This is a genomic window from Ureibacillus sp. FSL K6-2830, from assembly GCF_038004145.1.
Taxonomy (GTDB): Bacteria; Bacillota; Bacilli; order Bacillales_A; family Planococcaceae; genus Ureibacillus; species Ureibacillus thermosphaericus.
In genome coordinates this window covers 151,701-173,958 of the sequence record NZ_JBBOQR010000001.1, presented here as the reverse complement: position 1 = coordinate 173,958, position 22,258 = coordinate 151,701, and the positions used below count along the sequence as shown (strand labels likewise).

Genomic DNA, 22,258 nt, shown 5'->3' with positions numbered 1-22,258 from the left:
ATAAAAAATGGTTCTTTGCCAAATGGTGTTGGTGAATAAATTTTAGTGACATTATTTGGTAATATGTAATCGGATGGCTTAGGGGAAATTCGAGGTTCCCCTAAGCTTTTTTTATATTTTCTAATTTGCGAAAATCAGCAAACGATCATTAGAAAAAATAATCATAGCTATTTTTCGCTAGTAAAATTAATGTCGTGACGATAAATAAAATACGAACAACAGTAGTTCCTTGTTTCAATGCAAACTTTGTTCCTACATAGGCACCACATATCATGGAAATCCCCATGATTATTCCGTAGATGAACAATACTTCCCCGAGTATGAAAAACATCACTAATGCTGCAAGATTACTAGTAAAGTTTAATAATTTTGCATTTCCTGATGCTTGTAAAAAATCAAAACCTATCATTAAAAATACAAAAATGATAAAAGAACCTGTTCCTGGACCAAAAAAACCATCATAAAATCCGATGGCGAGTAAAGAACAAAGGAAAACGATTTTTCGTTTCCACGTCAATTCTTTTTTCTTTTCAATTTGCCCCCAGTCTTTTTTTATTACTGTGTAAATGAAAACTAGAAGCAGCATGATAATCACAAGGGGTTTTAAAATTGCTGGATCCAATAAATGAACGGTCCAGGCACCAAGCATGGAAAAGATAAAAACGAAAGGAACAATTGGCCCTAACAGTTTCATATCTACTTTACCAGCTTTTAGGAATGTTAGAGTGCTTGTTAAATTTCCCATCGTTGCTGCTAATTTATTCGTTGCGATGGCACTAGCTGGCGGGAGTCCAACAAACATCAGTGCTGGTACGGTTATTAAACCTCCGCCACCTACAATGGCATTTAAAAAAGCTCCTAAAAAACCAAAAAATATAAGAAGTATTACGGTTATGACATCAATTTCCATTTCTCTATCCCCCATATTTTTTTATAAAAGTAATGTTACCGAATTGGTAGGGGAGAGTAAATATTTTGGTTTTTTTGGTATAAAAAAAGACGTTCCAGCAATCATATGCTGTGACGTCTTTTCATTGATTAGTCGTGATTCAATTGGGCGATGATTTCTGGATTGTTTTCGATTTCATGTAGCTTCTTAAAGGAAGCAATTGAAACTTCTACCATGTCATCATCCGGTTCTTTTGTTGTTAATAACTGCAACCATAATCCTGGATATCCTAAATAGCATAATACTGGTATATCTCTTAAAGAATTAGTAAATTGCAATACCTCATAGGAAACGCCTAATACGACAGGGATTAATAAGATACGAATCAGCACACGGAACCATAATGGATCAACGGGGAAGAATAAGTAAATGAACATCCCGACAATGACCGTAAATAAAATGAAGCTTGAACCACAACGGTAATGTAATCTTGATTGTTTTTGCACATTTTCAACTGTTAATTCAAGTCCGTTTTCGTAACAATTAATGACCTTATGTTCGGCTCCATGGTATTGAAAAACTCGACGAATGATAGGCGTTAACGAGATGAAATATAAATAAATCAGAAGCAAAATTAGTTTAATGCCAGTTTCCAAAAAGATTTGTGGATATTTACCGGAAACCCATGGAGAAAATAATTCGGCAATAAAAACGGGAACTAAAGTAAAGACAAATTTACCAAATAAAAAAGAAAGAATCCCGACAATTGCAACGCCGAATATCATTTCTAGCTTTGATAATTCCTGGCCATCTTCCTCTTCGCCGGGCGTCACATCGTAACGATCACTAGAAAATTGTAAATGTTTAGAACCGATTCCAGCGGATTCAATAATGGCTATATTTCCTCGGATGAAAGGAATTTTTTTAAGCTTTTGCATCCAAGGTTTTTTAGGTTTTTTCGCATAGTAATATTCAATGGATTGATCGTTTCGGCGAATTGCGGAAACGGTATGTTCTTTTCCTCCGAACATGACCCCTTCAAGTAGCGCCTGTCCTCCATAAATAGGTGTTTGATTGCCCACAGCTGACACCACTCTCTAACAATATTTCTTTCTATCAACTTTTTTTATTGTACTAAATTTTCAGCAATTGTACTAGCGTACGCATACGAAAAATCAATATTGGTAAAAATATATAAAAAAAGGAGTGGTTGGCATGTTGTATTTAGCGTTCATTACTAGTTTATTTGCATCGATTTTTCTTACAGTTAGTTTAAAAATGTTATCATTTTTCAAATTCATTCAATGGAATCCCATTGGATTTTCCAAAAAATATGAAATTTTTGAAGGTAGTCATCCGTTTATCAACTGGCTTATTTTAGCGGTTTTGATTTTTGTCGTAAATTTAATAATTTATTTGATCATGCAATATGTACAAAATGTGCCTCCATTTATTACTTCCCTTGTCATAGGTGGACTTTTTGCCATTATTGCAGAATGGATTATTTACGATTTACCAGCAGAATTATCTTCTTTTAAAAAACTGTCCATTCCATTTATTGTAATGGTGGTGATAACGGCCAGATTTATTATTGAAACAGCTTCTTTCCATTATCAAGCTCATTTGGAACGAAATAGGTTGCCGTATAAGGAGTCTGTGATAAAATAAAAGTGGTAATTTCCTCTAATTTTAAAGGAGAATCGGCGATGAAGTTGTTAGTGTTAAACGGGCCTAATTTAAATCGACTGGGTAAAAGGGAACCAGAAATTTACGGTTTAGAAACTTTGGAAGATGTAAAAAAAAGATGCGTTGCTTTGGCGAAAGAATTTAATGCGGAACTGGAATTTAAACAATCCAATCATGAAGGACAATTAATTGATTGGATACATGAAGCGGAGGATACAGGAGTTAACGGGATTGTATTTAATCCGGGAGCTTACACGCATACAAGCGTCGCACTTAGAGATGCCATTGCAAGTATTAGCGTACCAGTTATTGAAGTTCATATCTCTAACATACATAAAAGGGAGGAATTTCGTCATAAATCCCTACTTGCGGCAGAATGTGTTGGTCAAATTTGTGGTCTTGGAACATTTGGATATGAATTGGCATTAAGAAAGTTTTTACAAAAATAAGGAAGGAAAAGTCCATGAATAAACTAGACAAATTACGAAAAGAATTGGAAAGTCATCATGTGGACGCATTGCTTATTACAAATCCATACAACCGCCGATATATGACAGGCTTTACAGGATCGAGCGGTGCAGCCCTTGTAACAAAAAACGATGCGGTATTTATTACCGATTTTCGCTATACGGAGCAAGCAAATCATCAAGTGAAAGAATTTCGCATTATTCAGCAGGAAGGTTCCATACTAAAAGAAGTAGAGAAGCTTGTTGATGAATGTAAAATTAAAACATTAGGTTTTGAAAGAGATACAGTAACTTATGGAGAATATGAATCTTTTCAAAATCTGTTGAATGTGGAGCTAGTACCATTATCCGGATTAATTGAAAAAATTCGCTTGATTAAGACTGATGAAGAGATTAAGATTATAAAGGTTGCATGTGAAATTGCTGATGCTGCATTTTCGCACATTTTAAACTTTATTAAACCTGGCGTTACAGAGCTAGAAGTATCGAATGAGCTCGAATTTTTCATGCGCAAGCAAGGTGCAACGTCTTCATCCTTTGATACCATCGTCGCAAGTGGTCTCCGAAGCGCTTTACCTCATGGTGTTGCTACAAACAAAATCATTGAGCAAGGAGACTTTGTCACACTTGATTTCGGTGCCGTTTATAATGGGTATGTTTCCGACATGACGCGTACAATTGCGGTTGGTAAACCTAATACAAAATTGGTAGAAATGTATCATGTCGTGTTGGAAGCGCAATTATTAGCGTTAGAAAAAATTAAACCAGGCATGACTGGTATTGAAGCGGACAAAACTGCGAGAGATTATTTAACTGAAAAAGGATATGGAGAGGCTTTTGGACATTCAACTGGCCACGGAATTGGTTTAGAAATTCATGAAGGTCCAGCTCTTTCCTATCGTAATAATCAAACATTAGAGCCTAATATGGTCGTGACAGTTGAACCTGGTGTCTATTTGCCGGGTATCGGCGGAGTTCGCATAGAAGACGATATTGTTATCACAGCAACGGGCAATGAGAGATTGACTCATTCGACAAAAGATTTAATTATTCTATAATGATGGAGGAATATTCATGATTTCAGTTAACGATTTTCGTACTGGTCTAACAATTATTGTAGATGGAGAATTATACCGAGTACTTGATTTCCAACACGTAAAACCTGGTAAGGGAGCAGCGTTCGTTCGTTCCAAATTACGTAACTTACGAAATGGTAACGTAGCGGAAAAAACATTCCGCGCAGGTGAAAAAGTTGAAAAAGCGATGGTAGAAAACCGCAAAATGCAATATTTATATGCACAAGGTGATTCCCATGTTTTCATGGATTTAGAATCATATGAACAAATCGAATTAAATGCAAATCAAATCGATTATGAATTAAAATTCTTAAAAGAAAATATGGAAGTTTACATTATGTCATATCAAGGAGAAATGCTTGGGGTAGAACTTCCAAATACTGTGGAATTAAAAGTAGTTGAAACTGAACCAGGTATCAAAGGTGATACTGCTTCTGGAGGTTCTAAACCAGCTACTTTAGAAACTGGTCTTATCGTACAAGTACCATTCTTTGTTAATGAAGGTGATATTTTAGTAATCAACACTTCTGATGGATCGTATGTTTCCCGCGCTAACTAATAATTTCAATAAAAATTAAGTGGACGTCAAAAGCACGTCCGCTTTTTTTATTGTTCTTTGGTCTATTTATTTGAACAAGCTCATATATTGCTTTCACAAGGAGGAGTCAAATGGAATTACAGGATGTATTAAGGGTGGCAGGAGTAGGGCTAATTATTGCACTGTTACATGTTTTCTTTGACCAAGTTGGGAAGAAGGAATTTACATTCTATATATTCTTTATCGCATACCTATACATGGCTGCAGAACTAATCCGATTTTTACGGCTTTTTTTCGGTGAAATTATGCTATTTTTCCAATGGTTAACGAATTGACATATGACGATTTTGATTTATGCCGTAATTCTACTACTCATTATCATACTGATTAAAGAAACGGTCCCAAAACTTCATTCGCTCATTGCCATCATCTTCTTTTTTATAATATTACATTTTCTATTATCGAAATCTGTACTTCCATTAATTGGACAAATCCTGTCATATGTAAATTCAGTACCATATGTTCCTCAACTTGTCTATTCTGCTCTTTTTTATCAATTAGGTATATTTTTTAAGATGCTTTTTGATGAACAAGAGCATGAGACGATGGGAGAATTCGTCATGTTTTCGGTCCGGATCGCATTACTATCTTATTGGGTTGGTGAGTTTGCCAAAGTTCTTTCTAGTTTTTCTTCAATTCTAGATAAGCTTCAATAAGGGGCTTTCATAATGGATGAACTATTGAACATTTTTATCGATCCATTAAAAATTGCAGGTAAATCCATTGTACTCGTAGTCACATACACCATATTATTTCTGATATTAGAAGCTTTTGTACCGCAATTTAAAAAATGGGGAGATACATTATTTATTATTGTCCTCGTGTTGACACTTGGACAAACCGTAATGGAGTCATTCGGTTTAATTGGTGAAGTTGTGAATGTCGCTGCCGAATTCTTTTTATCGATCACACCGATTCTCATGTCCATTATCGTTGTGCTCAATGCAGTATTTTCCTTCATAGCTTGGAGTCCTATTGTTATCGCGATATTTGAATTTTTAATATTGTTATGTCAAAAGGTGCTTATTCCAGGAATCGTCATCGCGCTGCTACTGGATTTTTGTACAAGATTTATTGGCGAAATGTCTTTTTCAAAAGCTTCCGATTTAATACGAGGAACCGTCATGACATTAATTACAGCATCGTTATTGTTGATGGTCGCATTTTTATCTTTTGCAGGAGTTGCCTTTTTTACCGTAGATAAAGCGATTGCGAGCCCTGTGAAAAAAGTAATTGAACAAACGATTCCAATTGTTGGTTCACTAATCGTTGAAGGTTTTTCAATCTTCCAAAAGTACCAATCTGCTGCCACTACTTTAGCGGGATTTAGTGCTATGACTGCATTTTGGATAGCCGCGTTTTATCCGGCTGGAAAGCTGTTGATTCATGCAATGACTTTTAAAATTTTAGCTGCAATCGTCGAGCCCTTTTCTGGTGGAACGATTAGCGGTCTCCTTGATGATATTGGAAAGTCATTACTCGTCTTATGCGCTTCAGCAATGCTATTAGGAATCGCTTTCGTTTTCATTTGGCTCATCTTCATGGTAATTTTGCAGCTCGGGGTGGGAAAAAGCTTTTGATCAAATTAATCGCCATCATACTAATAGGAAAGTGCTTGCTATTACTGGCTGAGGAAAAAGAGATTATGGTCTATGTCAAACTAGCAACTCTATTAATTGTCATTACAACTTTATTAGAAATTCTCAAACTATAAAGCATAGAGCTTGTACTTCATTCATACAATGTTTTGAAACATGAGAGAAGGGGGGCACTAAGAACGTGAGGTGGAAAAGAAATGGACAAAGTTAAATCTATTAATTATACCTATTGCAGTTCTAGCGTTCATTGCGTACATTTCAGCAACGAGTGATGCATCCGTTGAGCGATATGATACTGTTTCAGCAGAAGGTAGACTTGAACAAGCTTTAAGTGAAATAGAAGGCGTTGGACAAGTAAAGGTTTATTTTCATTACGATGAAAATCCTTCAAATACGGATGGAACTTTAAGCAACTATTTTCGTTCAAGTAACAATACCACTACTGTATCAGGATTGCTCATTGTTTCAGAAGGTGCGAAGGATCCAAAAGTCCAAAGGCAGCTTCTTGAAACGATCAGTAAAGTTATGCAAATGCCTACCCACAGAATTATGATTGTACCGATGGAAAGTAAAGGAGATGAACAATGAAAGTAAAAAGAAGAACTGTTTGGCTATTAACATTATTGAGTTTAGCTGCTGTCATTTCAGTGTATTATGTATTTGAACCAAATCGTAATGTGGATTTAATGACAATTTTTACGGATGATACCCTTGAAGAAACAACTTTAACAAATGCAGATGAAAAATTAACAACGCCTACAGTATCTGAAAGCCATTTATTTGAAGATTTAAGAATGGAAATTGCTAATGAACGTAGCCAATTAAGAGAGCAATTAGAACAAAAAATTGCTTCCAGTGAATATTCTGCAGAGGAAAAAAATGAAGCATATAATCAAATGAATGAGTTAATTAAGAGAGAATCTGCTGAGGCTATGCTTGAAATGTTAATTGAAAATCTTGGCTATTCTGATGCATTAGTACATGTAAAAGATGGTAAAGTACAAGTGACAGTATTATCCGATGAAATTTCGAAAGCTCAAGCGAGTGAAATTATCTATGTTGTTCGTCAACAAATTAATGATATTCAAGATGTGACAGTAAGCGTTCAATCCAATTATTATTGAGATATAATTTTGAATGGAGAAACGATGTTGTATAACAGAAGATGAACAGTGCTTCGTTTACGTAACGAAAGCACTGTTTTTTGCTCATTTTATAGAAAATTAAAAAATATTGTTTCAAAATCTGTTGAAAGGATATAAAATGATTATTGTATTGAATAAAAAGAAGGGGTGTCTACATTGTTTAAAGTACAAGAACTTCGTGAGATTATTAAACTAGTTGATTCATCATCTCTTGACGAATTCATATATGAAGTAGATGGTGCAAAAATTAAATTAAAGAAAAATCAAGGTGTTGTAACAGAAGTGGTAGCACCGAAAGTACAAACTGTTGTACAACAAGCTCAACCACAGGTACAAGCAGAACCAAAAGAAGAAGTAAAACCACAAGCTGAAAGCGCAGCACCTGCAGCAAGTACTTCTGAAGCAAAACCTGTAAATTTAGATGATCCTACATTACATAAAATCACTTCACCGATGGTAGGAACATTCTATGCAGCACCATCACCTGATTCACCTCCTTACGTTAAAGTAGGGGACAAAGTGGAACCTGATACAATTGTATGTATCGTTGAAGCAATGAAATTATTTAACGAAATCGAAGCAGAAGTTAAAGGTGAAATTGTTGAAGTACTGGTGAAAAATGAACAGCTAGTAGAATTCGGTCAACCACTATTCCTAGTGAAACCTACTGAATAAGAGGTGACCAAAATGTTAAAAAAAGTATTAATTGCTAACCGCGGAGAAATTGCGGTTCGTATTATTCGTGCTTGTAAAGAATTAGGAATTCAAACGGTTGCAGTATATTCTGAAGCGGATCGTGATAGCTTACATGTAAAACTTGCTGACGAAGCATATTGCATCGGTCCAAAACTATCAAAAGATTCCTATTTAAGTTTTCCAGCCGTATTAAGCGTTGCAGAGAAAACGGGTGCCGATGGGATACATCCAGGTTATGGATTCCTAGCAGAAAATGCAGATTTTGCTGAAGCATGTGAAAATGCTGGCATTAAATTCATTGGTCCTTCTTCCAAATCCATTCGCATCATGGGGATGAAAGACGTTGCCCGTGCGACAATGGAAGAAGCAGGAGTACCTTTAGTACCTGGTACAGGCATTGTTCCTGATATTGAAACAGGTAAAAAATGGGCAGCTGAAATTGGCTATCCAGTCATTATTAAAGCGACTGCTGGTGGCGGTGGTAAAGGAATCCGGGTTGCTCGTACAGAAGAAGAGTTAGTAAAAGGTATTGAAATTACTCAAAAAGAAGCTCAAGCAGCATTCGGAAATCCTGGTGTATATTTAGAAAAATACATCGAATTCTTCCGTCACTGTGAAATCCAAGTATTAGCAGATGCATATGGAAATGTGATTCATCTTGGTGAACGTGACTGTACAGTACAACGACGCATGCAAAAATTAGTTGAGGAAGCACCATCTCCTGCATTATCTCCAGAAAGACGTGCAGAGATGGGGGAAGCTGCTGTAAAGGCAGCAAAAGCTTGTGGCTATGAAGGTGCTGGTACAATCGAATTTATTTATGATTATAATGAGGACAAGTTCTACTTCATGGAAATGAATACTCGTATTCAAGTAGAACACCCTGTAACAGAAATGGTTACTGGCGTCGATTTAGTTCAGCAACAGCTCAAAATCGCTTCTGGCGAAAAATTAACATTGACACAAGAAGATATTCAATTAAAAGGCTGGGCTATTGAGTGCCGCATCAATGCGGAAAATGCATACAAAAACTTCATGCCAGCTGCTGGTACAGTTGAAACATATATTACACCTGGTGGTCCTGGAGTACGAATCGACTCCGCAGTATATCCTGGATACACAATTCCGCCATACTACGATTCGATGGTTGCAAAATTAATTGTACATGCGGATACACGCGAAGAAGCAATCGCTCGTATGAATCGTGCATTGAGCGAATTTGTTGTTGAAGGGCCTGGTATTCATACAACGATACCATTCCACCATGCTTTAATGAACAACGAAGTGTTTAAATCAGGGAAATTCAATACAAAATTCCTTGAAGAAAATGATGTATTAAATACAAAAAAAGAAACTGTGAAAAACTAACTGAACTTACGGAGCCTTCAATTTGAAGGCTCTTTTTTTATTTAATAACCACTTTCGGAGAAGCGTGTTTTATGCTTTTTCCTTAACAAAGCGCTATACTAAGTTTAACGAGAAAGGGAGTGAAATAATGTTACCGAAATTATCAGTCCTTGATTTAGCACCTGTATTAGAAGGTGAAACTCCAGCGGATGCTTTTCTTCATAGCCGCGCATTAATTCAACTTGCAGAAAAATGTGGCTATCATCGATATTGGGTAGCTGAGCATCATAATATGGAAGGAATTGCAAGTTCAGCAACTGCTGTTCTCATTTGTTATTTAGCAGGAGCAACGAATAAAATTCGTGTAGGGGCAGGAGGAATCATGCTTCCAAACCACGCACCGCTCGTCATTGCTGAACAGTTTGGAACATTAGAGTCCATGTTTCCGGGAAGAATCGATTTAGGACTAGGACGAGCACCTGGAACGGATATGTTAACGGCGAGAGCGTTAAGAAGAGATGAGGCAGGAGCATATCAATTTGATGAATTAGTGGATGAATTGATGAGCTATTTTGATGATGAACACCGTGCGGTTATTGCAGTGCCTGGAAAAGGCTTAAATATTCCGATATGGCTTTTAGGGTCCAGTTTATATAGCGCAAGACTCGCAGGCGTTTTAGGATTACCTTTTGCTTTTGCAAGTCACTTTGCTCCGGATCTATTAGACGATGCAATTGATACATATCACCGGAATTTTAGACCTTCACAATTTTTAGATGCTCCTTATACGATGGTCAGCATTAATGCTTTTGTTGCTGATACTGATGACGAAGGAGAATTTTTAGCAAGCTCATTATACCAGCAATTTTTAGGGATGATTCGAGGAAAGCGTGGAAAAACACCCGCACCTACAAACATGGATGAATTATGGAACGAAGAAGAGAAAAAGCAAGTTTTACACACATTAAAGTATACTTTTGCGGGATCCAAAGAAACTGTTTATAAACAAATCATGGAATTTATAGCTCAGAGAAGAGCTGTTGATGAAATCATGGTAAATGGTCCGATTTACGATCAAGAGAAAAGAAGAAAATCCTTTGAATTGCTTGCACAAAGTTTCAAAGAACAGGCTTAGAATATTTCGTGAAATTCTTTGTTTTAGTACAGGGGATGAAGAAAATTTTGTATAATAATCATTAATCGGTGCAATTTGAGAACTGTGATAAACAGTTTTGGAAAGAAAAGAGAGGATGAAGAAGATGGCTGAAAAGTCTGCAAAAGCATTTATACAACCTGCTCCTTCCGGCAAAGAAGAACTTGGGAAAATTGAGGTTGCCCCAGAAGTCATTGAAGTGATTGCGGGGATTGCAACGAATGAAGTAGAAGGTGTTGCATCTACTCGCGGTAATTTTGCATCTGGAGTCGCTGAACGATTTGGGAAAAAAGTACATTCAAAAGGGGTTAAAGCAACAATCAGCGAAGATGGGGAAATACTGATTGACGTATATTGTTCAATAAAATACGGAAATTCAATTCCAAAAGTAGCTAAAGACATTCAAACAGCCATTCGCCAAGCCATTTATAACATGACATCCATTGAGACGAGCGAAGTAAATGTTCACATTACCGCAATTCAATTTGAAACGAATGCCGAAGAGGAGATTTCCCTTTAGAATTATATAAGCATTTATTAACATCAAATGGATGACTATCAAAGTTGTCCTTTGATGTTTTTTATTTAACAATTTTTCTGAAATGTGTTATCGAAATTCATGGAAATCGAAGGAGTTTTACTATCCATCAAGAATAAATTATTCAATGGGTGGAATGTGGAAGGAGTGAAGGATGTGGAACAATATATTTTATCTCTAGATCAAGGAACGACTAGTACACGAGCAATTTTGTTCAATAAACATGGAGAAGTTGTTCATATTGCTCAAAAAGAATTCAATCAATATTTTCCTAAACCAGGCTGGGTCGAACACGATGCGAATGAAATATGGAGTTCGGTTTTATCGGTAATTGCGTCAGTTTTATCTGAAAAAAATATACAACCAGAGCAAATTGCGTCAATTGGCATTACAAATCAACGGGAAACGACGGTTGTTTGGGATAAAAACAGCGGGAATCCGGTCTATAATGCCATTGTATGGCAATCAAGACAAACTGCAGAAATTTGCGACGAGTTGAATGAAAAAGGCTATAACGAACTATTTCGAAATAAAACAGGATTATTAATTGACCCTTACTTTTCAGGAACGAAAGTAAAATGGATTTTAGATCATGTGGAAGGGACAAGAGAAAAAGCTGAAAAAGGAGACTTACTGTTCGGGACAATTGATACGTGGATTATCTGGAAATTAACAGAAGGATCTGTACATGTGACGGATTATTCCAATGCTTCTAGAACTTTAATGTATAACATTTACGATTTAAAATGGGATGAAGAGTTGCTCGAAATATTAAACGTGCCTTGTACAATGCTGCCGAAAGTTCGTCCATCTTCAGAAGTTTATGGATATGTTTCAAAAAAGAACTTTTTTGGAGTTGAGGTACCGATTAGTGGCATAGCTGGTGACCAACAAGCAGCTTTATTCGGTCAAGCATGTTTCACTCCAGGTATGGTGAAAAATACATACGGTACCGGCTGCTTTATGTTGATGAATACCGGTGAAAAAGCTGTACAATCAAAACATGGACTACTTACAACAATCGCTTGGGGAATCGATGGAAGAGTGGAATATGCATTAGAAGGTAGCGTTTTTGTAGCTGGTTCTGCCATCCAGTGGTTAAGGGATGGACTTCGCATGTTTCAACATTCCAGTGAAAGCGAACGTTATGCAGAAAGAGTTGATTCAACAGAAGGGGTTTACGTAGTACCTGCTTTTGTTGGGCTTGGAACACCATATTGGGATAGCGATGTAAGAGGCGCTATATTCGGTTTAACGCGAGGAACGACGAAGGAGCATTTCATTCGAGCAACCTTGGAATCATTAGCCTATCAAACGAAAGACGTGTGCAGTGCGATGGAATCGGATTCAGAAATTCCATTAAAGTCTTTACGGGTAGATGGGGGCGTTGTGAAAAACAATTTATTGATGCAGTTTCAATCCGATTTATTAAATGTGCAGGTTGAGCGTCCTTCTGTGAATGAAACAACGGCGCTGGGTGCTGCTTATCTTGCTGGAATGGCAGTTGGTTTTTGGAAAAATCAAGATGAGATTGCACAATATTGGAATCTTGAGAGAAGATTTGAACCAAATATGAGTTCCGAAAAAAGGGAGAAACTGTATCAAGGGTGGAAAAAAGCTGTCAATGCGGCAAGATATTTCAAATAAAAATTGGTAATAGAATTTCTCTCCTCCAAACGTTCAAACTAACGAAGTATCAGTGAGAAAGGAGAGAGAAAATGAAAAAGCCAATCCACGAAAAATTATCTGAGAAAAACAATAAATCAAAAGCGCAAGAAGTTCATTACAAGAAAGATTTTAAGCAGGCGAAAGAAACAGAAAAAAACATCAACAACAAAATGAATATGTAAAGAATTTTAAAGCTCCATTAGTCGAATTGCTGATGGAGCTTTTTACATTTCATGTACGCCATAAAAATTTTTTATTTCTTTAACTTGAAAAAGTAATGTTATAATAGAAATTGTTGTATTTTTATCAAATTGTGATTTGCTAATGTATTTTTTGCAAACAATAGTTATAATAGGTACGAATGTTAGAAATGAAGGAGTTAAATTATGAAACGGCACGAGATTCGTGAAAAAGCGTTACAAGTTTTATTTCAGTTAGAAAATACCGATTTAACGCTAGAAGAGGCAATTAGTCATATAATAGAAGACAATGAAATGAATCCTTTTTTTAAAACGTTAGTATATGGTGTAACTGAAAAACTACAAGAAATTGATCGTCAACTTGAAGAAAAATTGGAGAATTGGTCGTTATATCGTTTGCCTAAAATAGAACGAACTATTTTGCGATTAGCCTTATATGAATTACTTTATATGGATGAGACACCTTCAGCAGTCGTGTTGGATGAAGCAATCGAATTAGCAAAAACTTTTGGAGATGACAAATCTAGCAAATTTGTCAATGGAGTACTTTCTAAGTTTGTTGAACAGTAAGAACATTCATTTTTAAAAGTTCCATGAAATTAGAGAAAGCACTGGGAGGAAGAATCGTGGCTCAAATTATTGATGGAAAAGCAATAGGGCAACAAATCCGCGAGTCAATTGCAGAAAGAGTGAAAGAATTAAAGGAAAAGGGAGTAACACCAGGTTTAGCTGTTATTTTAGTAGGTGAAGATCCAGCATCTCAAACGTATGTACGAAATAAGCATCGTTCATGTGAAGCGATTGGCATTTATTCAGAAGTGATTAAATTACCTGAAAATACAAATGAAGAAGAATTATTAGAGCAAATTCACACGTTAAATGAACGAAAAGAGATTCATGGTATTTTAGTACAATTGCCATTGCCAAAACACATTAATGAAGATAAGGTGATCGCCGCAATTTCACCAGATAAAGATGTCGATGGTTTTTCACCAGTTAGCGTTGGTAAAATGATGTTGGGGCAAGATACATTCTTACCATGTACTCCATTTGGCGTTATGAAATTATTAGAGTACTCTGGCATCGAAATCGCAGGAAAACATGCAGTTGTAGTGGGTCGCAGCCATATCGTTGGTAAACCAATGGGCCAACTGTTACTGCAAAACGATGCAACAGTTACATATACCCATTCAAAAACGAAAGACTTACCTTCTATTACGAAGCAAGCGGATATTTTAATTGCCGCTGTAGGCCGACCGAATTTCATTACGCGTGAACATGTTAAAGAAGGTGCTGTCGTTATAGACGTAGGTATCAACCGAGTTGAAAACAACAAGTTAGTTGGTGATGTAAACTATGAAGAAGTGGAACCAATCTCTTCATATATTACCCCTGTACCAGGTGGAGTGGGGCCAATGACGATTACGATGTTGCTGTATAATACAGTTAAATCGGCAGAAAAAACATTAGGCGACAAATAACGATAAAAATTGTACAATGAAAGAGAAAGCTGTTTTTCTAGGAAAACAGCTTTTCTAATGGTTGCAATTTTTGTACTATAACAGGCTTGCAAAAGGGGAGTTACACGATGCCATCTTCTTATTTAACAGTGAAAGCTTTAACGAGATATATTAAAAGAAAATTTGATGCGGATCCACACTTACGAGACGTTTATGTGAAAGGTGAACTATCCAACGTAAAAATACATACATCTGGGCATATTTACTTCACTTTAAAAGATGATGCCGCTCGAATTAATGCACTGATGTTCCGGACACATGCAAGCCAATTAAAATTCAAACCTGAAGATGGCATGCAAGTTTTTATACGTGGAGATGTTAATGTTTACGAAGCTCAAGGTTCATATCAATTATATGTTCTATCGATGGAACCGGATGGTATCGGAAGTCTTTTTATCGCTTTTAATCAATTAAAAGAAAAATTACATAAAGAAGGATTATTTAATCCAAACTTTAAACAACCAATTCCAAAATTTCCAAAAGTAATCGGTGTATGTACAGCAACAACAGGTGCAGCAATTCGCGATATTTGCACAACCATTAATAGAAGATATCCACTTGCAGAAATTATCATTTATCCTACCCTTGTCCAAGGAAATGGTGCAGCACAATCTATAGCGAAAAATATTCAATTGGCGAATGAACAAGGATTAGCTGACGTACTGATTGTAGGTCGTGGGGGAGGATCCATTGAAGATTTATGGGCCTTTAACGAGGAAATTGTTGCAAGAGCGATTTTTGAGAGTCGCATACCAATTATTAGTGCAGTGGGTCATGAAACAGATACGACGATTGCAGATTTCGTTGCAGATCTCCGTGCACCAACACCGACTGCCGCTGCAGAGCTTGCTGTACCGAACATTCAGGAACTATATCAACGAATATTAGCTTTTCAATCCCAAATGCATCAAATCGTAAGAAGCAAGTTGATTTATGAAAGAAATCGTCTTAATAAATTGCAACAATCATATCCTTTATCTCAACCTGAACGGTTGTATCGGCCTTTTACAGAAAGATTGATTCAAGCGGATATAAATTTACAACGAGCCAGTCAAATGTTCCTGATGAAAAAGAAAAATGAATTATCTCAACTCGATGGTACGTTAAAAATTCATTCACCACAAAATGCAATTGTCTACTATAAGAAACAATTAGAACAAATTTCGTACTTGTTGACAAGAACTGCTTTTCAAGCGTTAAATCGAAAAAGAGAGAATTTCCATTACACGATTCGCACCCTTCAAGCATTAAATCCTTTGACAATTATGGAAAGAGGATTTAGCGTTACTTATAAAGATGAAAAGGTCGTTAAATCGATCTCTCAGTTAGAAAAACAAGATGACCTTTCGATCCATCTTCAGGATGGAATCGTGCATGCAAAGGTAATAGAAATTCAAGAAAAAGTTGGTGAAAAAGATGACTAAACAAACATTTGCCGATGCAATGACGGAATTAGAGGAGATTGTTCGTAAATTAGAACAGGGAGATGTTCCACTAGAAGAAGCCATTGACTTATATAAAAAGGGTATGGAGTTGTCAAAATACTGCCACGAAAAGCTAAGAAATGCTGAAGAACAATTGATTTCAATTGTCAATGAAAATGGCGAGAAGAAGCCTTTCGAACCAACAAATGGAGAGGAATAATACAATGAATAATCGTTTAAAGCTATTTATCAATGAACATCTTGACTATATTAACCGTGAACTTGAATACCAAGTGGAACGATTAGTTGCACCGCATACATTAAAAGAATCTATGTTATACTCGTTAAGGGCAGGAGGAAAAAGAATTCGTCCATTGTTTGTCGTTGCCGTTTCCGAAATGTTTAACTATAAACAAAAAGAAGTTTATACAGTTGGTGCTGCGGTTGAAATGATTCATACATATTCCCTCATCCATGATGATCTACCTAGTATGGATAACGATGATTTAAGACGCGGTAAACCGACGAATCATGTTGTATTCGGAGAGGCGATGGCTACCCTTGCCGGAGATGCTTTAAACACATTGGCTTTTGGCGTTTTAGCGCGAATGGAAAATATTTCTGCTGATAAAAAGGTTGAATTAATCAACTTATTAAGTGTTGCTAGCGGTGCGGAAGGCATGGTTGGGGGACAAGTTCTAGATTTAGATGGTGAAAACCGTCAATTGAATTTATCGGAATTGGAACAAGTCCATTTAAATAAGACAGGAGCAATTCTTCGTTTTAGCATTGAAGCGGGTGCAGTATTATCCAATGCAACAATGGAAGCTCGAAAAGCGTTAATAGAATATGCACGACATATTGGCCTCGCATTTCAAATACAAGATGATATTTTAGATGTGGAAGGCACATCAGAACAGTTAGGAAAGACAGCTGGTAAGGACGAAGAGAGCAATAAAAGTACTTATCCTGCACTACTCACACTGGATGGTGCAAAACAAAAATTAAATGAACATTATCAATACGCTCTGAACGCTTTGAACAATTTACCGGAAGACACGACGTTATTAAGAGAATTTGCGAACTATATCATTTCCAGAAATAATTAATAGATAAAATAAATTACTTTTGCCATTGATATTAGCTTGATATAATAGTTAAAACTTCGATGTGAATAAACTGATGAAAAGGTGTGTGAGAGATGGATTTAACGACAATTACTGGTCCATCCTTTTTAAAAAAGTTAAATAAGCAACAATTAGAGAAACTTGCTCAAGACATTCGAGATTTTCTAATAGAAAAATGCTCAATTACAGGTGGACATATCGGACCAAATTTAGGGGTAGTTGAATTAACTATTGCATTGCATAGAGCCTTTAATAGCCCTTTTGACAAGTTTTTATGGGATGTAGGTCACCAAGCATACGTACACAAAATCTTGACAGGACGAGCAAGAGAATTTAACACATTACGTCAATATAAAGGGTTAAGTGGTTTTCCAAAACGAGCAGAAAGCAAGCACGATGAATGGGAAACGGGCCACAGTTCAACTTCATTATCAGCAGCAATGGGAATGGCCATTGCGAGAGATATAAAGAAGGAAAACAATTATATTGTTCCGATTATTGGCGATGGGGCTTTAACTGGTGGAATGGCACTAGAAGCATTGAATCATATTGGGCACGATCGAAGAAGAATGATTGTCATTTTAAATGACAACGAAATGTCCATCGCGCCAAATGTCGGTGCATTGCACAATATTTTAGGCCGATTAAGAACTGCTAAGGAATATTCTAAGGCGAAAGAAGAATTAGAATCTTTGATGAAGCGAGTGCCTGTTTTTGGTGGAAAACTTGCTCATGCGGCTGATCGTGTGAAGGATAGTTTAAAGTATCTTGTTGTTTCCGGAGTGTTTTTTGAGGAAATGGGCTTTAAATATTTAGGTCCGATTGACGGCCACGATTTCGATGCTTTAGAAAAAACGTTAGAATATGCGAAAAAAGTAGAAGATCGACCAGTTCTTGTTCATGTAGTGACAAAAAAAGGAAAAGGATATAAGCCGGCTGAGGAAGATAAAGTTGGTACTTGGCACGGTACAGGACCTTATAAAATTGAAACAGGAGCCTTCGTCAAAAATAATGCGAAAGGCCCTTCTTGGTCTAGTTTAGTTTCGGAAACCGTTCGAAAATTAATGAAAGAAGATAAACGTATTGTAGCGATCACACCTGCAATGCCAGTAGGTTCGAAAATGGAAGGTATTCAAAAAGATTTTCCAGATCGATTCTTCGATGTTGGAATTGCAGAACAGCATGCAACGACAATGGCTGCGGGATTAGCGACACAAAATATGAAGCCATTTTTAGCAATTTACTCGACATTTTTACAGCGAGCATATGATCAAGTACTGCATGATATCGCTCGCCAAAATTTAAATGTTTTCATTGGCATTGATCGTGCGGGACTTGTCGGTGCAGATGGCGATACCCATCAAGGTGTTTTTGATATTGCCTTTTTACGCCATATCCCAAATATCGTAATCATGATGCCGAAAGATGAAAACGAAGGGCAACATATGGTCAAAACTGCTATTGAATATAATGAAGGACCAATCGCTCTCCGTTATCCCCGCGGCAATGGGGTAGGCGTTCCTCTTGATGAGGAGCTAAAAACGATTCCAATTGGTTCTTGGGAAGTGCTGAGAGAAGGTCAAGATGCAGCCATTTTAACATTCGGTACGACTATTTCGATGGCTTTAGAAGCTGCAGATGAGTTAGCTAGTCGTAATATACATGTAAAAGTAGTGAATGCTCGATTTATCAAACCACTTGATGACAACATGCTTCATGACATCATGGGGAAAAATATGCCGATATTAACGATTGAAGAAGGCGTATTAAAAGGTGGATTTGGCAGTGCCATATTAGAGTTTGCCAGCGATAATAAATACAACCAAGTTGAAATAGAACGAATGGGGATTCCAGATCGTTTTGTGGACCATGGCAGTGTCGATTTATTATTGGAAGAACTGCACATTACAAAAGAAGAAACAATTGCTCGCATTGAATCCTTAATTAAAAAATCGTTAGGTAAAAATACCGTATGACGAAATCTCCGAAAGAACGGGTAGATGTTCTTCTCGTACAGAGGGGGTTATGTGAAACCCGGGAAAAAGCAAAACGAGCAATCATGGCGGGCATTGTTTTTTCAAAAGAATTGCGAATTGATAAGCCGGGAGAAAAAATCTCGATTGATGCGCCGTTGGAAGTGAAAGGTGAACAATTAAAATACGTTAGTCGAGGCGGTTTAAAATTAGAAAAAGCATTACAAGAATTCGATTTGTCCGTGGAAGGAAAATTAATGCTAGATATTGGTTCATCTACTGGGGGATTTACTGATTGTGCTCTTCAGAACGGTGCTAAACATTGTTATGCCTTAGATGTAGGATCCAACCAATTAGCTTGGAAATTAAGAACAGATGAACGTGTCACGGTAATGGAAAAAACAAATTTTCGCTATTCAAAGCCGGAAGATTTTACAAAGGGATTACCAGATTTTGCGACGATTGATGTTTCCTTTATTTCCTTATCGCTTATTTTACCAGTTTTGCACAACATTTTACTTCCGAACGGTGATGTAGTGGCACTTGTCAAACCACAATTTGAAGCTGGTAAAGAAAAAGTGGGGAAAAAGGGCATTGTTCGTGATACTAAAACACATTTAGAAGTGTTGGAAAACACTGCAAAAATGGCGACAGATGTTGGTTTTGTAGTAAAAAATGCTACCTACTCTCCAATTACGGGAGGGGAAGGGAATATTGAATTTTTATTCCATCTACAAAAACCATCAGAAGGACAACATGTTTCGGCATTCACTGATTTCCAAAAAGTTGTTGAATTAGCTCACCAAGAATTAAATTAAGTTGTATGCTAGGGAATGGCAATCGTCATTCCCTATTTTTACTTGCTGAATAAGAACTTATAATGATAGTATAAATATACATTTATATACATTAAGAGGTGCTATTTATGAGTAAAGGTCAAAGGCATATGAAAATTCGTGAAATTATTGCTAACAATGAAATTGAAACGCAAGATGAACTAGTTTCTGCTTTAAAAGAAGCAGGTTTTAATGTTACACAAGCAACGGTCTCAAGAGATATTAAGGAATTACATTTAGTGAAAGTACCACTTCCTGATGGACGATACAAATACAGTTTACCGGCAGATCAACGGTTTAATCCATTGCAAAAATTGCAAAGGGCTTTAACCGATTCTTTCGTCAGCATTGATGGCGTTGCTCACTTTTTAATGTTGAAAACACTTCCAGGAAACGGAAATGCTGTTGCGGTTTTGATTGACCATCTAGAATGGCCGGAAGTATTAGGTACATTATCCGGTGATGATACGATTCTCATCATCGTACGGGATGAAGGACAGAGGGAAATCATACAACAACGCATTTTAGATTTAATATAATTTGAGGTGGTCTGTTTGTTGAAAGAGCTGAATATACGTAATTTCGCCATTATCGACGAATTAACCGTTTACTTTAATGATGGATTAACCGTTCTAACAGGTGAAACAGGAGCCGGAAAGTCCATCATTATCGATGCTGTTCATTTGTTAGCTGGTGGACGAGCAAGTCAAGAATTTGTGCGACACGGTGCAAAAAAAGCGGAATTAACGGGTTTGTTTTTTGTTTCCGACAATCATCCTGTCTTTGAAAAATTATCTGATGCCGGTATAGACCATGAAGAAGGTACCATCATATTACGGAGAGATATTAATGAAAATGGAAAAAGCGTATGTCGAGTAAATGGTAAACTTGTTACATTATCGGTTTTACGTGATATCGGCTCCACGCTAGTGGATATTCATGGACAACATGAAAGCCAAGAATTAATGGATGAGAAGCGCCATATCGATTTACTTGATCAATTTGCTGAAAAACAAATCCAGCCAATCAAAGACAAATATCATCGCCTCTATCATGAATATCGTTTATTAAAAAAAGAAGTCGATGCCATCAATATCGATGAACAACAGACAGCTCAACGTATTGATTTGTATCAATTCCAAATTCAAGAGCTAGAAGATGCAAAATTATCAGAAAAAGAAGAAGAGGCTTTACTTGAAGAACGGAAACGATTGCAAAATTTTCATAAGATTTATGAACGAGCCATTCATGCCTACGATGCAATTTCTGGAGAATTAAAAGGACTAGATTGTATTGGAGAAGCGATGAGCGCTTTGGAAGATATCGTTTCATTAGATGAGCAATTTCATGATTCCTTTGAAGCTGTATCATCTTCATTCTATGCGTTGCAAGATGCTTCATATCAAATCAAAAATATCATTGATGAACTTGAATTTGACCCTGAACGATTAAATGAAATAGAATCACGGCTTGCACAATATCAAATGATGAAACGAAAATATGGAAGTACCGTAAAAGAGATTATTACATATTATGAAAAAATTAAAGAAGAACTAAACACACTATTAAATCGAGATGAAGCCATTCAACAAAAAGAACAAGATTTAAGAAAAATGGAATCTGAATTAGACCAATTGTGTGATGAATTAACGAAAGTTCGAAAAAAATGTGCAGGTATATTAAGTGAAGCCATAATGAATGAGCTTCGTGATTTACATATGGAAAAAGCGAAATTTATCGTTCAGTTTGAGCGTTTAAATAATTTCGACATAAATGGGAAAGACTATATATCATTCTATATATCCACCAATGTAGGAGAACCTCCTAAATCTTTGCCAAAAATTGCATCCGGCGGAGAATTATCGAGAATAATGCTTGCATTAAAAACCATTTTTTCATCGAAATCTCAAATTACATCCATCATTTTTGATGAAGTGGATACAGGTGTAAGCGGCCGCGTTGCACAGGCAATTGCTGAAAAAATCGCCAATATTTCATTCAATTCACAAGTATTATGCATTTCTCATTTGCCTCAAGTTGCAGCAATGGCAGATCAGCATTACTTAATATCAAAGCAAGTTGAACAAAATCGCACTTTTACGACTGTTCAAGTAATTGAAAATGATACACGGGTAGAAGAAATTAGTCGCATGATGAGCGGAACTGAAATTACAGAATTGACATTGCAACATGCGCGAGAATTATTGCAATTAGCACTTATAAAGAAAAATGAAATCAAAGAACAATTAATAAGTTCTACCTCGATGCAATAAGGAGGAGTCATCAATTTGATGACTCCTTATATTACAAAATCTAC

26 protein-coding genes are annotated in these 22,258 nt (G+C 36.5%); 24 read left to right on the top strand and 2 right to left on the bottom strand.

Annotation, left to right across the window (positions count from 1 at the left end; genetic code table 11):
• Positions 1–148: 148 nt before the first annotated feature.
• On the bottom strand, positions 149–910 hold the full coding sequence (locus tag NSU17_RS00870; RefSeq protein WP_096550957.1) for a TSUP family transporter: 762 nt from the start codon (positions 908–910) through the stop codon (positions 149–151).
• A 128-nt stretch (positions 911–1,038) separates the two neighbouring features.
• Positions 1,039–1,971 (bottom strand): DUF1385 domain-containing protein, encoded by a 933-nt coding sequence (locus tag NSU17_RS00865; protein WP_016837732.1) that lies wholly within the window; start codon positions 1,969–1,971, stop codon positions 1,039–1,041.
• A gap of 133 nt (positions 1,972–2,104) precedes the next feature.
• Here NSU17_RS00865 and NSU17_RS00860 point away from each other — a divergent pair, with 133 nt between their 5' ends.
• The 24 genes from NSU17_RS00860 (at position 2,105) to recN (ending at position 22,214) form a co-directional block, all read left to right on the top strand.
• On the top strand, positions 2,105–2,557 hold the full coding sequence (locus tag NSU17_RS00860) for a hypothetical protein (protein ID WP_096550959.1): 453 nt from the start codon (positions 2,105–2,107) through the stop codon (positions 2,555–2,557).
• Positions 2,558–2,595: 38 nt separating this feature from the next.
• The gene (aroQ, locus tag NSU17_RS00855; RefSeq protein ID WP_340704023.1) at positions 2,596–3,024 is read left to right on the top strand and encodes a type II 3-dehydroquinate dehydratase; all 429 of its coding nucleotides are present in this window, start codon (positions 2,596–2,598) and stop codon (positions 3,022–3,024) included.
• Positions 3,025–3,038: 14 nt separating this feature from the next.
• Positions 3,039–4,100, top strand: a complete 1,062-nt coding sequence (locus NSU17_RS00850; RefSeq protein ID WP_340704022.1) for a M24 family metallopeptidase — start codon at positions 3,039–3,041, stop codon at positions 4,098–4,100.
• A gap of 16 nt (positions 4,101–4,116) precedes the next feature.
• Positions 4,117–4,677, top strand: a complete 561-nt coding sequence (gene efp, locus NSU17_RS00845) for an elongation factor P (protein WP_016837736.1) — start codon at positions 4,117–4,119, stop codon at positions 4,675–4,677.
• A gap of 110 nt (positions 4,678–4,787) precedes the next feature.
• Positions 4,788–4,991 carry a hypothetical protein gene (locus NSU17_RS00840; RefSeq protein ID WP_016837737.1) on the top strand — a complete coding sequence of 68 codons (204 nt, stop codon included), beginning with the start codon at positions 4,788–4,790 and terminating at the stop codon, positions 4,989–4,991.
• 3 nt (positions 4,992–4,994) lie between these two features.
• Positions 4,995–5,372 carry a hypothetical protein gene (locus tag NSU17_RS00835; protein WP_096550963.1) on the top strand — a complete coding sequence of 126 codons (378 nt, stop codon included), beginning with the start codon at positions 4,995–4,997 and terminating at the stop codon, positions 5,370–5,372.
• 12 nt (positions 5,373–5,384) lie between these two features.
• Positions 5,385–6,296 carry a stage III sporulation protein AE gene (locus NSU17_RS00830; RefSeq protein WP_096550964.1) on the top strand — a complete coding sequence of 304 codons (912 nt, stop codon included), beginning with the start codon at positions 5,385–5,387 and terminating at the stop codon, positions 6,294–6,296.
• Positions 6,297–6,500: 204 nt separating this feature from the next.
• Positions 6,501–6,902, top strand: a complete 402-nt coding sequence (locus NSU17_RS00825; RefSeq protein WP_096550965.1) for a hypothetical protein — start codon at positions 6,501–6,503, stop codon at positions 6,900–6,902.
• Positions 6,899–7,438, top strand: a complete 540-nt coding sequence (locus tag NSU17_RS00820; protein WP_096550966.1) for a SpoIIIAH-like family protein — start codon at positions 6,899–6,901, stop codon at positions 7,436–7,438. Before NSU17_RS00825 ends, NSU17_RS00820 begins: the two co-directional genes overlap by 4 nt.
• Before the next feature lie 177 nt (positions 7,439–7,615).
• Positions 7,616–8,134: an acetyl-CoA carboxylase biotin carboxyl carrier protein gene (gene accB, locus NSU17_RS00815; RefSeq protein ID WP_096550967.1), complete on the top strand. Its 519-nt coding sequence runs from the start codon at positions 7,616–7,618 to the stop codon at positions 8,132–8,134.
• A gap of 12 nt (positions 8,135–8,146) precedes the next feature.
• The gene (gene accC, locus NSU17_RS00810) at positions 8,147–9,523 is read left to right on the top strand and encodes an acetyl-CoA carboxylase biotin carboxylase subunit (RefSeq protein WP_016837744.1); all 1,377 of its coding nucleotides are present in this window, start codon (positions 8,147–8,149) and stop codon (positions 9,521–9,523) included.
• A 127-nt stretch (positions 9,524–9,650) separates the two neighbouring features.
• Positions 9,651–10,637: an LLM class flavin-dependent oxidoreductase gene (locus tag NSU17_RS00805; protein WP_340434062.1), complete on the top strand. Its 987-nt coding sequence runs from the start codon at positions 9,651–9,653 to the stop codon at positions 10,635–10,637.
• Positions 10,638–10,761: 124 nt separating this feature from the next.
• Complete coding sequence (locus NSU17_RS00800; RefSeq protein ID WP_340704021.1) at positions 10,762–11,175, top strand: Asp23/Gls24 family envelope stress response protein; 414 nt, start codon at positions 10,762–10,764, stop codon at positions 11,173–11,175.
• 174 nt (positions 11,176–11,349) lie between these two features.
• Positions 11,350–12,840 carry a glycerol kinase GlpK gene (gene glpK, locus NSU17_RS00795; protein WP_340704020.1) on the top strand — a complete coding sequence of 497 codons (1,491 nt, stop codon included), beginning with the start codon at positions 11,350–11,352 and terminating at the stop codon, positions 12,838–12,840.
• Between the two features lie 71 nt (positions 12,841–12,911).
• Positions 12,912–13,043, top strand: coding sequence for a YfhE family protein (locus NSU17_RS00790; protein ID WP_340704019.1), 132 nt, complete (start codon positions 12,912–12,914; stop codon positions 13,041–13,043).
• 204 nt (positions 13,044–13,247) lie between these two features.
• On the top strand, positions 13,248–13,631 hold the full coding sequence (gene nusB / locus NSU17_RS00785) for a transcription antitermination factor NusB (RefSeq protein WP_096550972.1): 384 nt from the start codon (positions 13,248–13,250) through the stop codon (positions 13,629–13,631).
• A 23-nt stretch (positions 13,632–13,654) separates the two neighbouring features.
• Positions 13,655–14,542: a bifunctional methylenetetrahydrofolate dehydrogenase/methenyltetrahydrofolate cyclohydrolase FolD gene (folD, locus tag NSU17_RS00780; RefSeq protein ID WP_422822739.1), complete on the top strand. Its 888-nt coding sequence runs from the start codon at positions 13,655–13,657 to the stop codon at positions 14,540–14,542.
• Positions 14,543–14,649: 107 nt separating this feature from the next.
• Positions 14,650–16,005 (top strand): exodeoxyribonuclease VII large subunit, encoded by a 1,356-nt coding sequence (xseA, locus tag NSU17_RS00775; protein ID WP_340704018.1) that lies wholly within the window; start codon positions 14,650–14,652, stop codon positions 16,003–16,005.
• Entirely contained in the window at positions 15,998–16,225 is a 228-nt protein-coding gene (locus tag NSU17_RS00770; protein ID WP_016837752.1) for an exodeoxyribonuclease VII small subunit, read from the top strand. The genes xseA and NSU17_RS00770 overlap by 8 nt, the downstream gene beginning before the upstream one ends.
• A gap of 4 nt (positions 16,226–16,229) precedes the next feature.
• Entirely contained in the window at positions 16,230–17,114 is an 885-nt protein-coding gene (locus tag NSU17_RS00765) for a polyprenyl synthetase family protein (RefSeq protein ID WP_340434055.1), read from the top strand.
• 92 nt (positions 17,115–17,206) lie between these two features.
• Positions 17,207–19,108: a 1-deoxy-D-xylulose-5-phosphate synthase gene (gene dxs / locus NSU17_RS00760; protein WP_340704017.1), complete on the top strand. Its 1,902-nt coding sequence runs from the start codon at positions 17,207–17,209 to the stop codon at positions 19,106–19,108.
• Entirely contained in the window at positions 19,105–19,923 is an 819-nt protein-coding gene (locus tag NSU17_RS00755) for a TlyA family RNA methyltransferase (RefSeq protein WP_340704016.1), read from the top strand. Before dxs ends, NSU17_RS00755 begins: the two co-directional genes overlap by 4 nt.
• Positions 19,924–20,030: 107 nt before the next feature.
• Positions 20,031–20,480: a transcriptional regulator AhrC/ArgR gene (gene ahrC / locus NSU17_RS00750; protein WP_016837756.1), complete on the top strand. Its 450-nt coding sequence runs from the start codon at positions 20,031–20,033 to the stop codon at positions 20,478–20,480.
• 15 nt (positions 20,481–20,495) lie between these two features.
• Entirely contained in the window at positions 20,496–22,214 is a 1,719-nt protein-coding gene (gene recN / locus NSU17_RS00745; RefSeq protein ID WP_340704015.1) for a DNA repair protein RecN, read from the top strand.
• The last annotated feature ends 44 nt before the right edge of the window (positions 22,215–22,258 follow it).

Excerpts from the sequence above, each read along its gene's own strand:
- NSU17_RS00870 (WP_096550957.1), bottom strand. The coding sequence starts at position 910 with ATGGAAATTGATGTCATAACCGTAATACTTCTTATATTTTTTGGTTTT.
- NSU17_RS00860 (WP_096550959.1), top strand. The coding sequence starts at position 2,105 with ATGTTGTATTTAGCGTTCATTACTAGTTTATTTGCATCGATTTTTCTT.
- aroQ (WP_340704023.1), top strand. The coding sequence starts at position 2,596 with ATGAAGTTGTTAGTGTTAAACGGGCCTAATTTAAATCGACTGGGTAAA.
- NSU17_RS00850 (WP_340704022.1), top strand. The coding sequence starts at position 3,039 with ATGAATAAACTAGACAAATTACGAAAAGAATTGGAAAGTCATCATGTG.
- efp (WP_016837736.1), top strand. The coding sequence starts at position 4,117 with ATGATTTCAGTTAACGATTTTCGTACTGGTCTAACAATTATTGTAGAT.
- NSU17_RS00840 (WP_016837737.1), top strand. The coding sequence starts at position 4,788 with ATGGAATTACAGGATGTATTAAGGGTGGCAGGAGTAGGGCTAATTATT.
- NSU17_RS00835 (WP_096550963.1), top strand. The coding sequence starts at position 4,995 with ATGACGATTTTGATTTATGCCGTAATTCTACTACTCATTATCATACTG.
- NSU17_RS00830 (WP_096550964.1), top strand. The coding sequence starts at position 5,385 with ATGGATGAACTATTGAACATTTTTATCGATCCATTAAAAATTGCAGGT.
- NSU17_RS00820 (WP_096550966.1), top strand. The coding sequence starts at position 6,899 with ATGAAAGTAAAAAGAAGAACTGTTTGGCTATTAACATTATTGAGTTTA.
- accC (WP_016837744.1), top strand. The coding sequence starts at position 8,147 with ATGTTAAAAAAAGTATTAATTGCTAACCGCGGAGAAATTGCGGTTCGT.
- NSU17_RS00805 (WP_340434062.1), top strand. The coding sequence starts at position 9,651 with ATGTTACCGAAATTATCAGTCCTTGATTTAGCACCTGTATTAGAAGGT.
- NSU17_RS00800 (WP_340704021.1), top strand. The coding sequence starts at position 10,762 with ATGGCTGAAAAGTCTGCAAAAGCATTTATACAACCTGCTCCTTCCGGC.
- NSU17_RS00790 (WP_340704019.1), top strand. The coding sequence starts at position 12,912 with ATGAAAAAGCCAATCCACGAAAAATTATCTGAGAAAAACAATAAATCA.
- nusB (WP_096550972.1), top strand. The coding sequence starts at position 13,248 with ATGAAACGGCACGAGATTCGTGAAAAAGCGTTACAAGTTTTATTTCAG.
- folD (WP_422822739.1), top strand. The coding sequence starts at position 13,655 with ATGAAATTAGAGAAAGCACTGGGAGGAAGAATCGTGGCTCAAATTATT.
- xseA (WP_340704018.1), top strand. The coding sequence starts at position 14,650 with ATGCCATCTTCTTATTTAACAGTGAAAGCTTTAACGAGATATATTAAA.
- NSU17_RS00770 (WP_016837752.1), top strand. The coding sequence starts at position 15,998 with ATGACTAAACAAACATTTGCCGATGCAATGACGGAATTAGAGGAGATT.
- NSU17_RS00765 (WP_340434055.1), top strand. The coding sequence starts at position 16,230 with ATGAATAATCGTTTAAAGCTATTTATCAATGAACATCTTGACTATATT.
- dxs (WP_340704017.1), top strand. The coding sequence starts at position 17,207 with ATGGATTTAACGACAATTACTGGTCCATCCTTTTTAAAAAAGTTAAAT.
- NSU17_RS00755 (WP_340704016.1), top strand. The coding sequence starts at position 19,105 with ATGACGAAATCTCCGAAAGAACGGGTAGATGTTCTTCTCGTACAGAGG.
- ahrC (WP_016837756.1), top strand. The coding sequence starts at position 20,031 with ATGAGTAAAGGTCAAAGGCATATGAAAATTCGTGAAATTATTGCTAAC.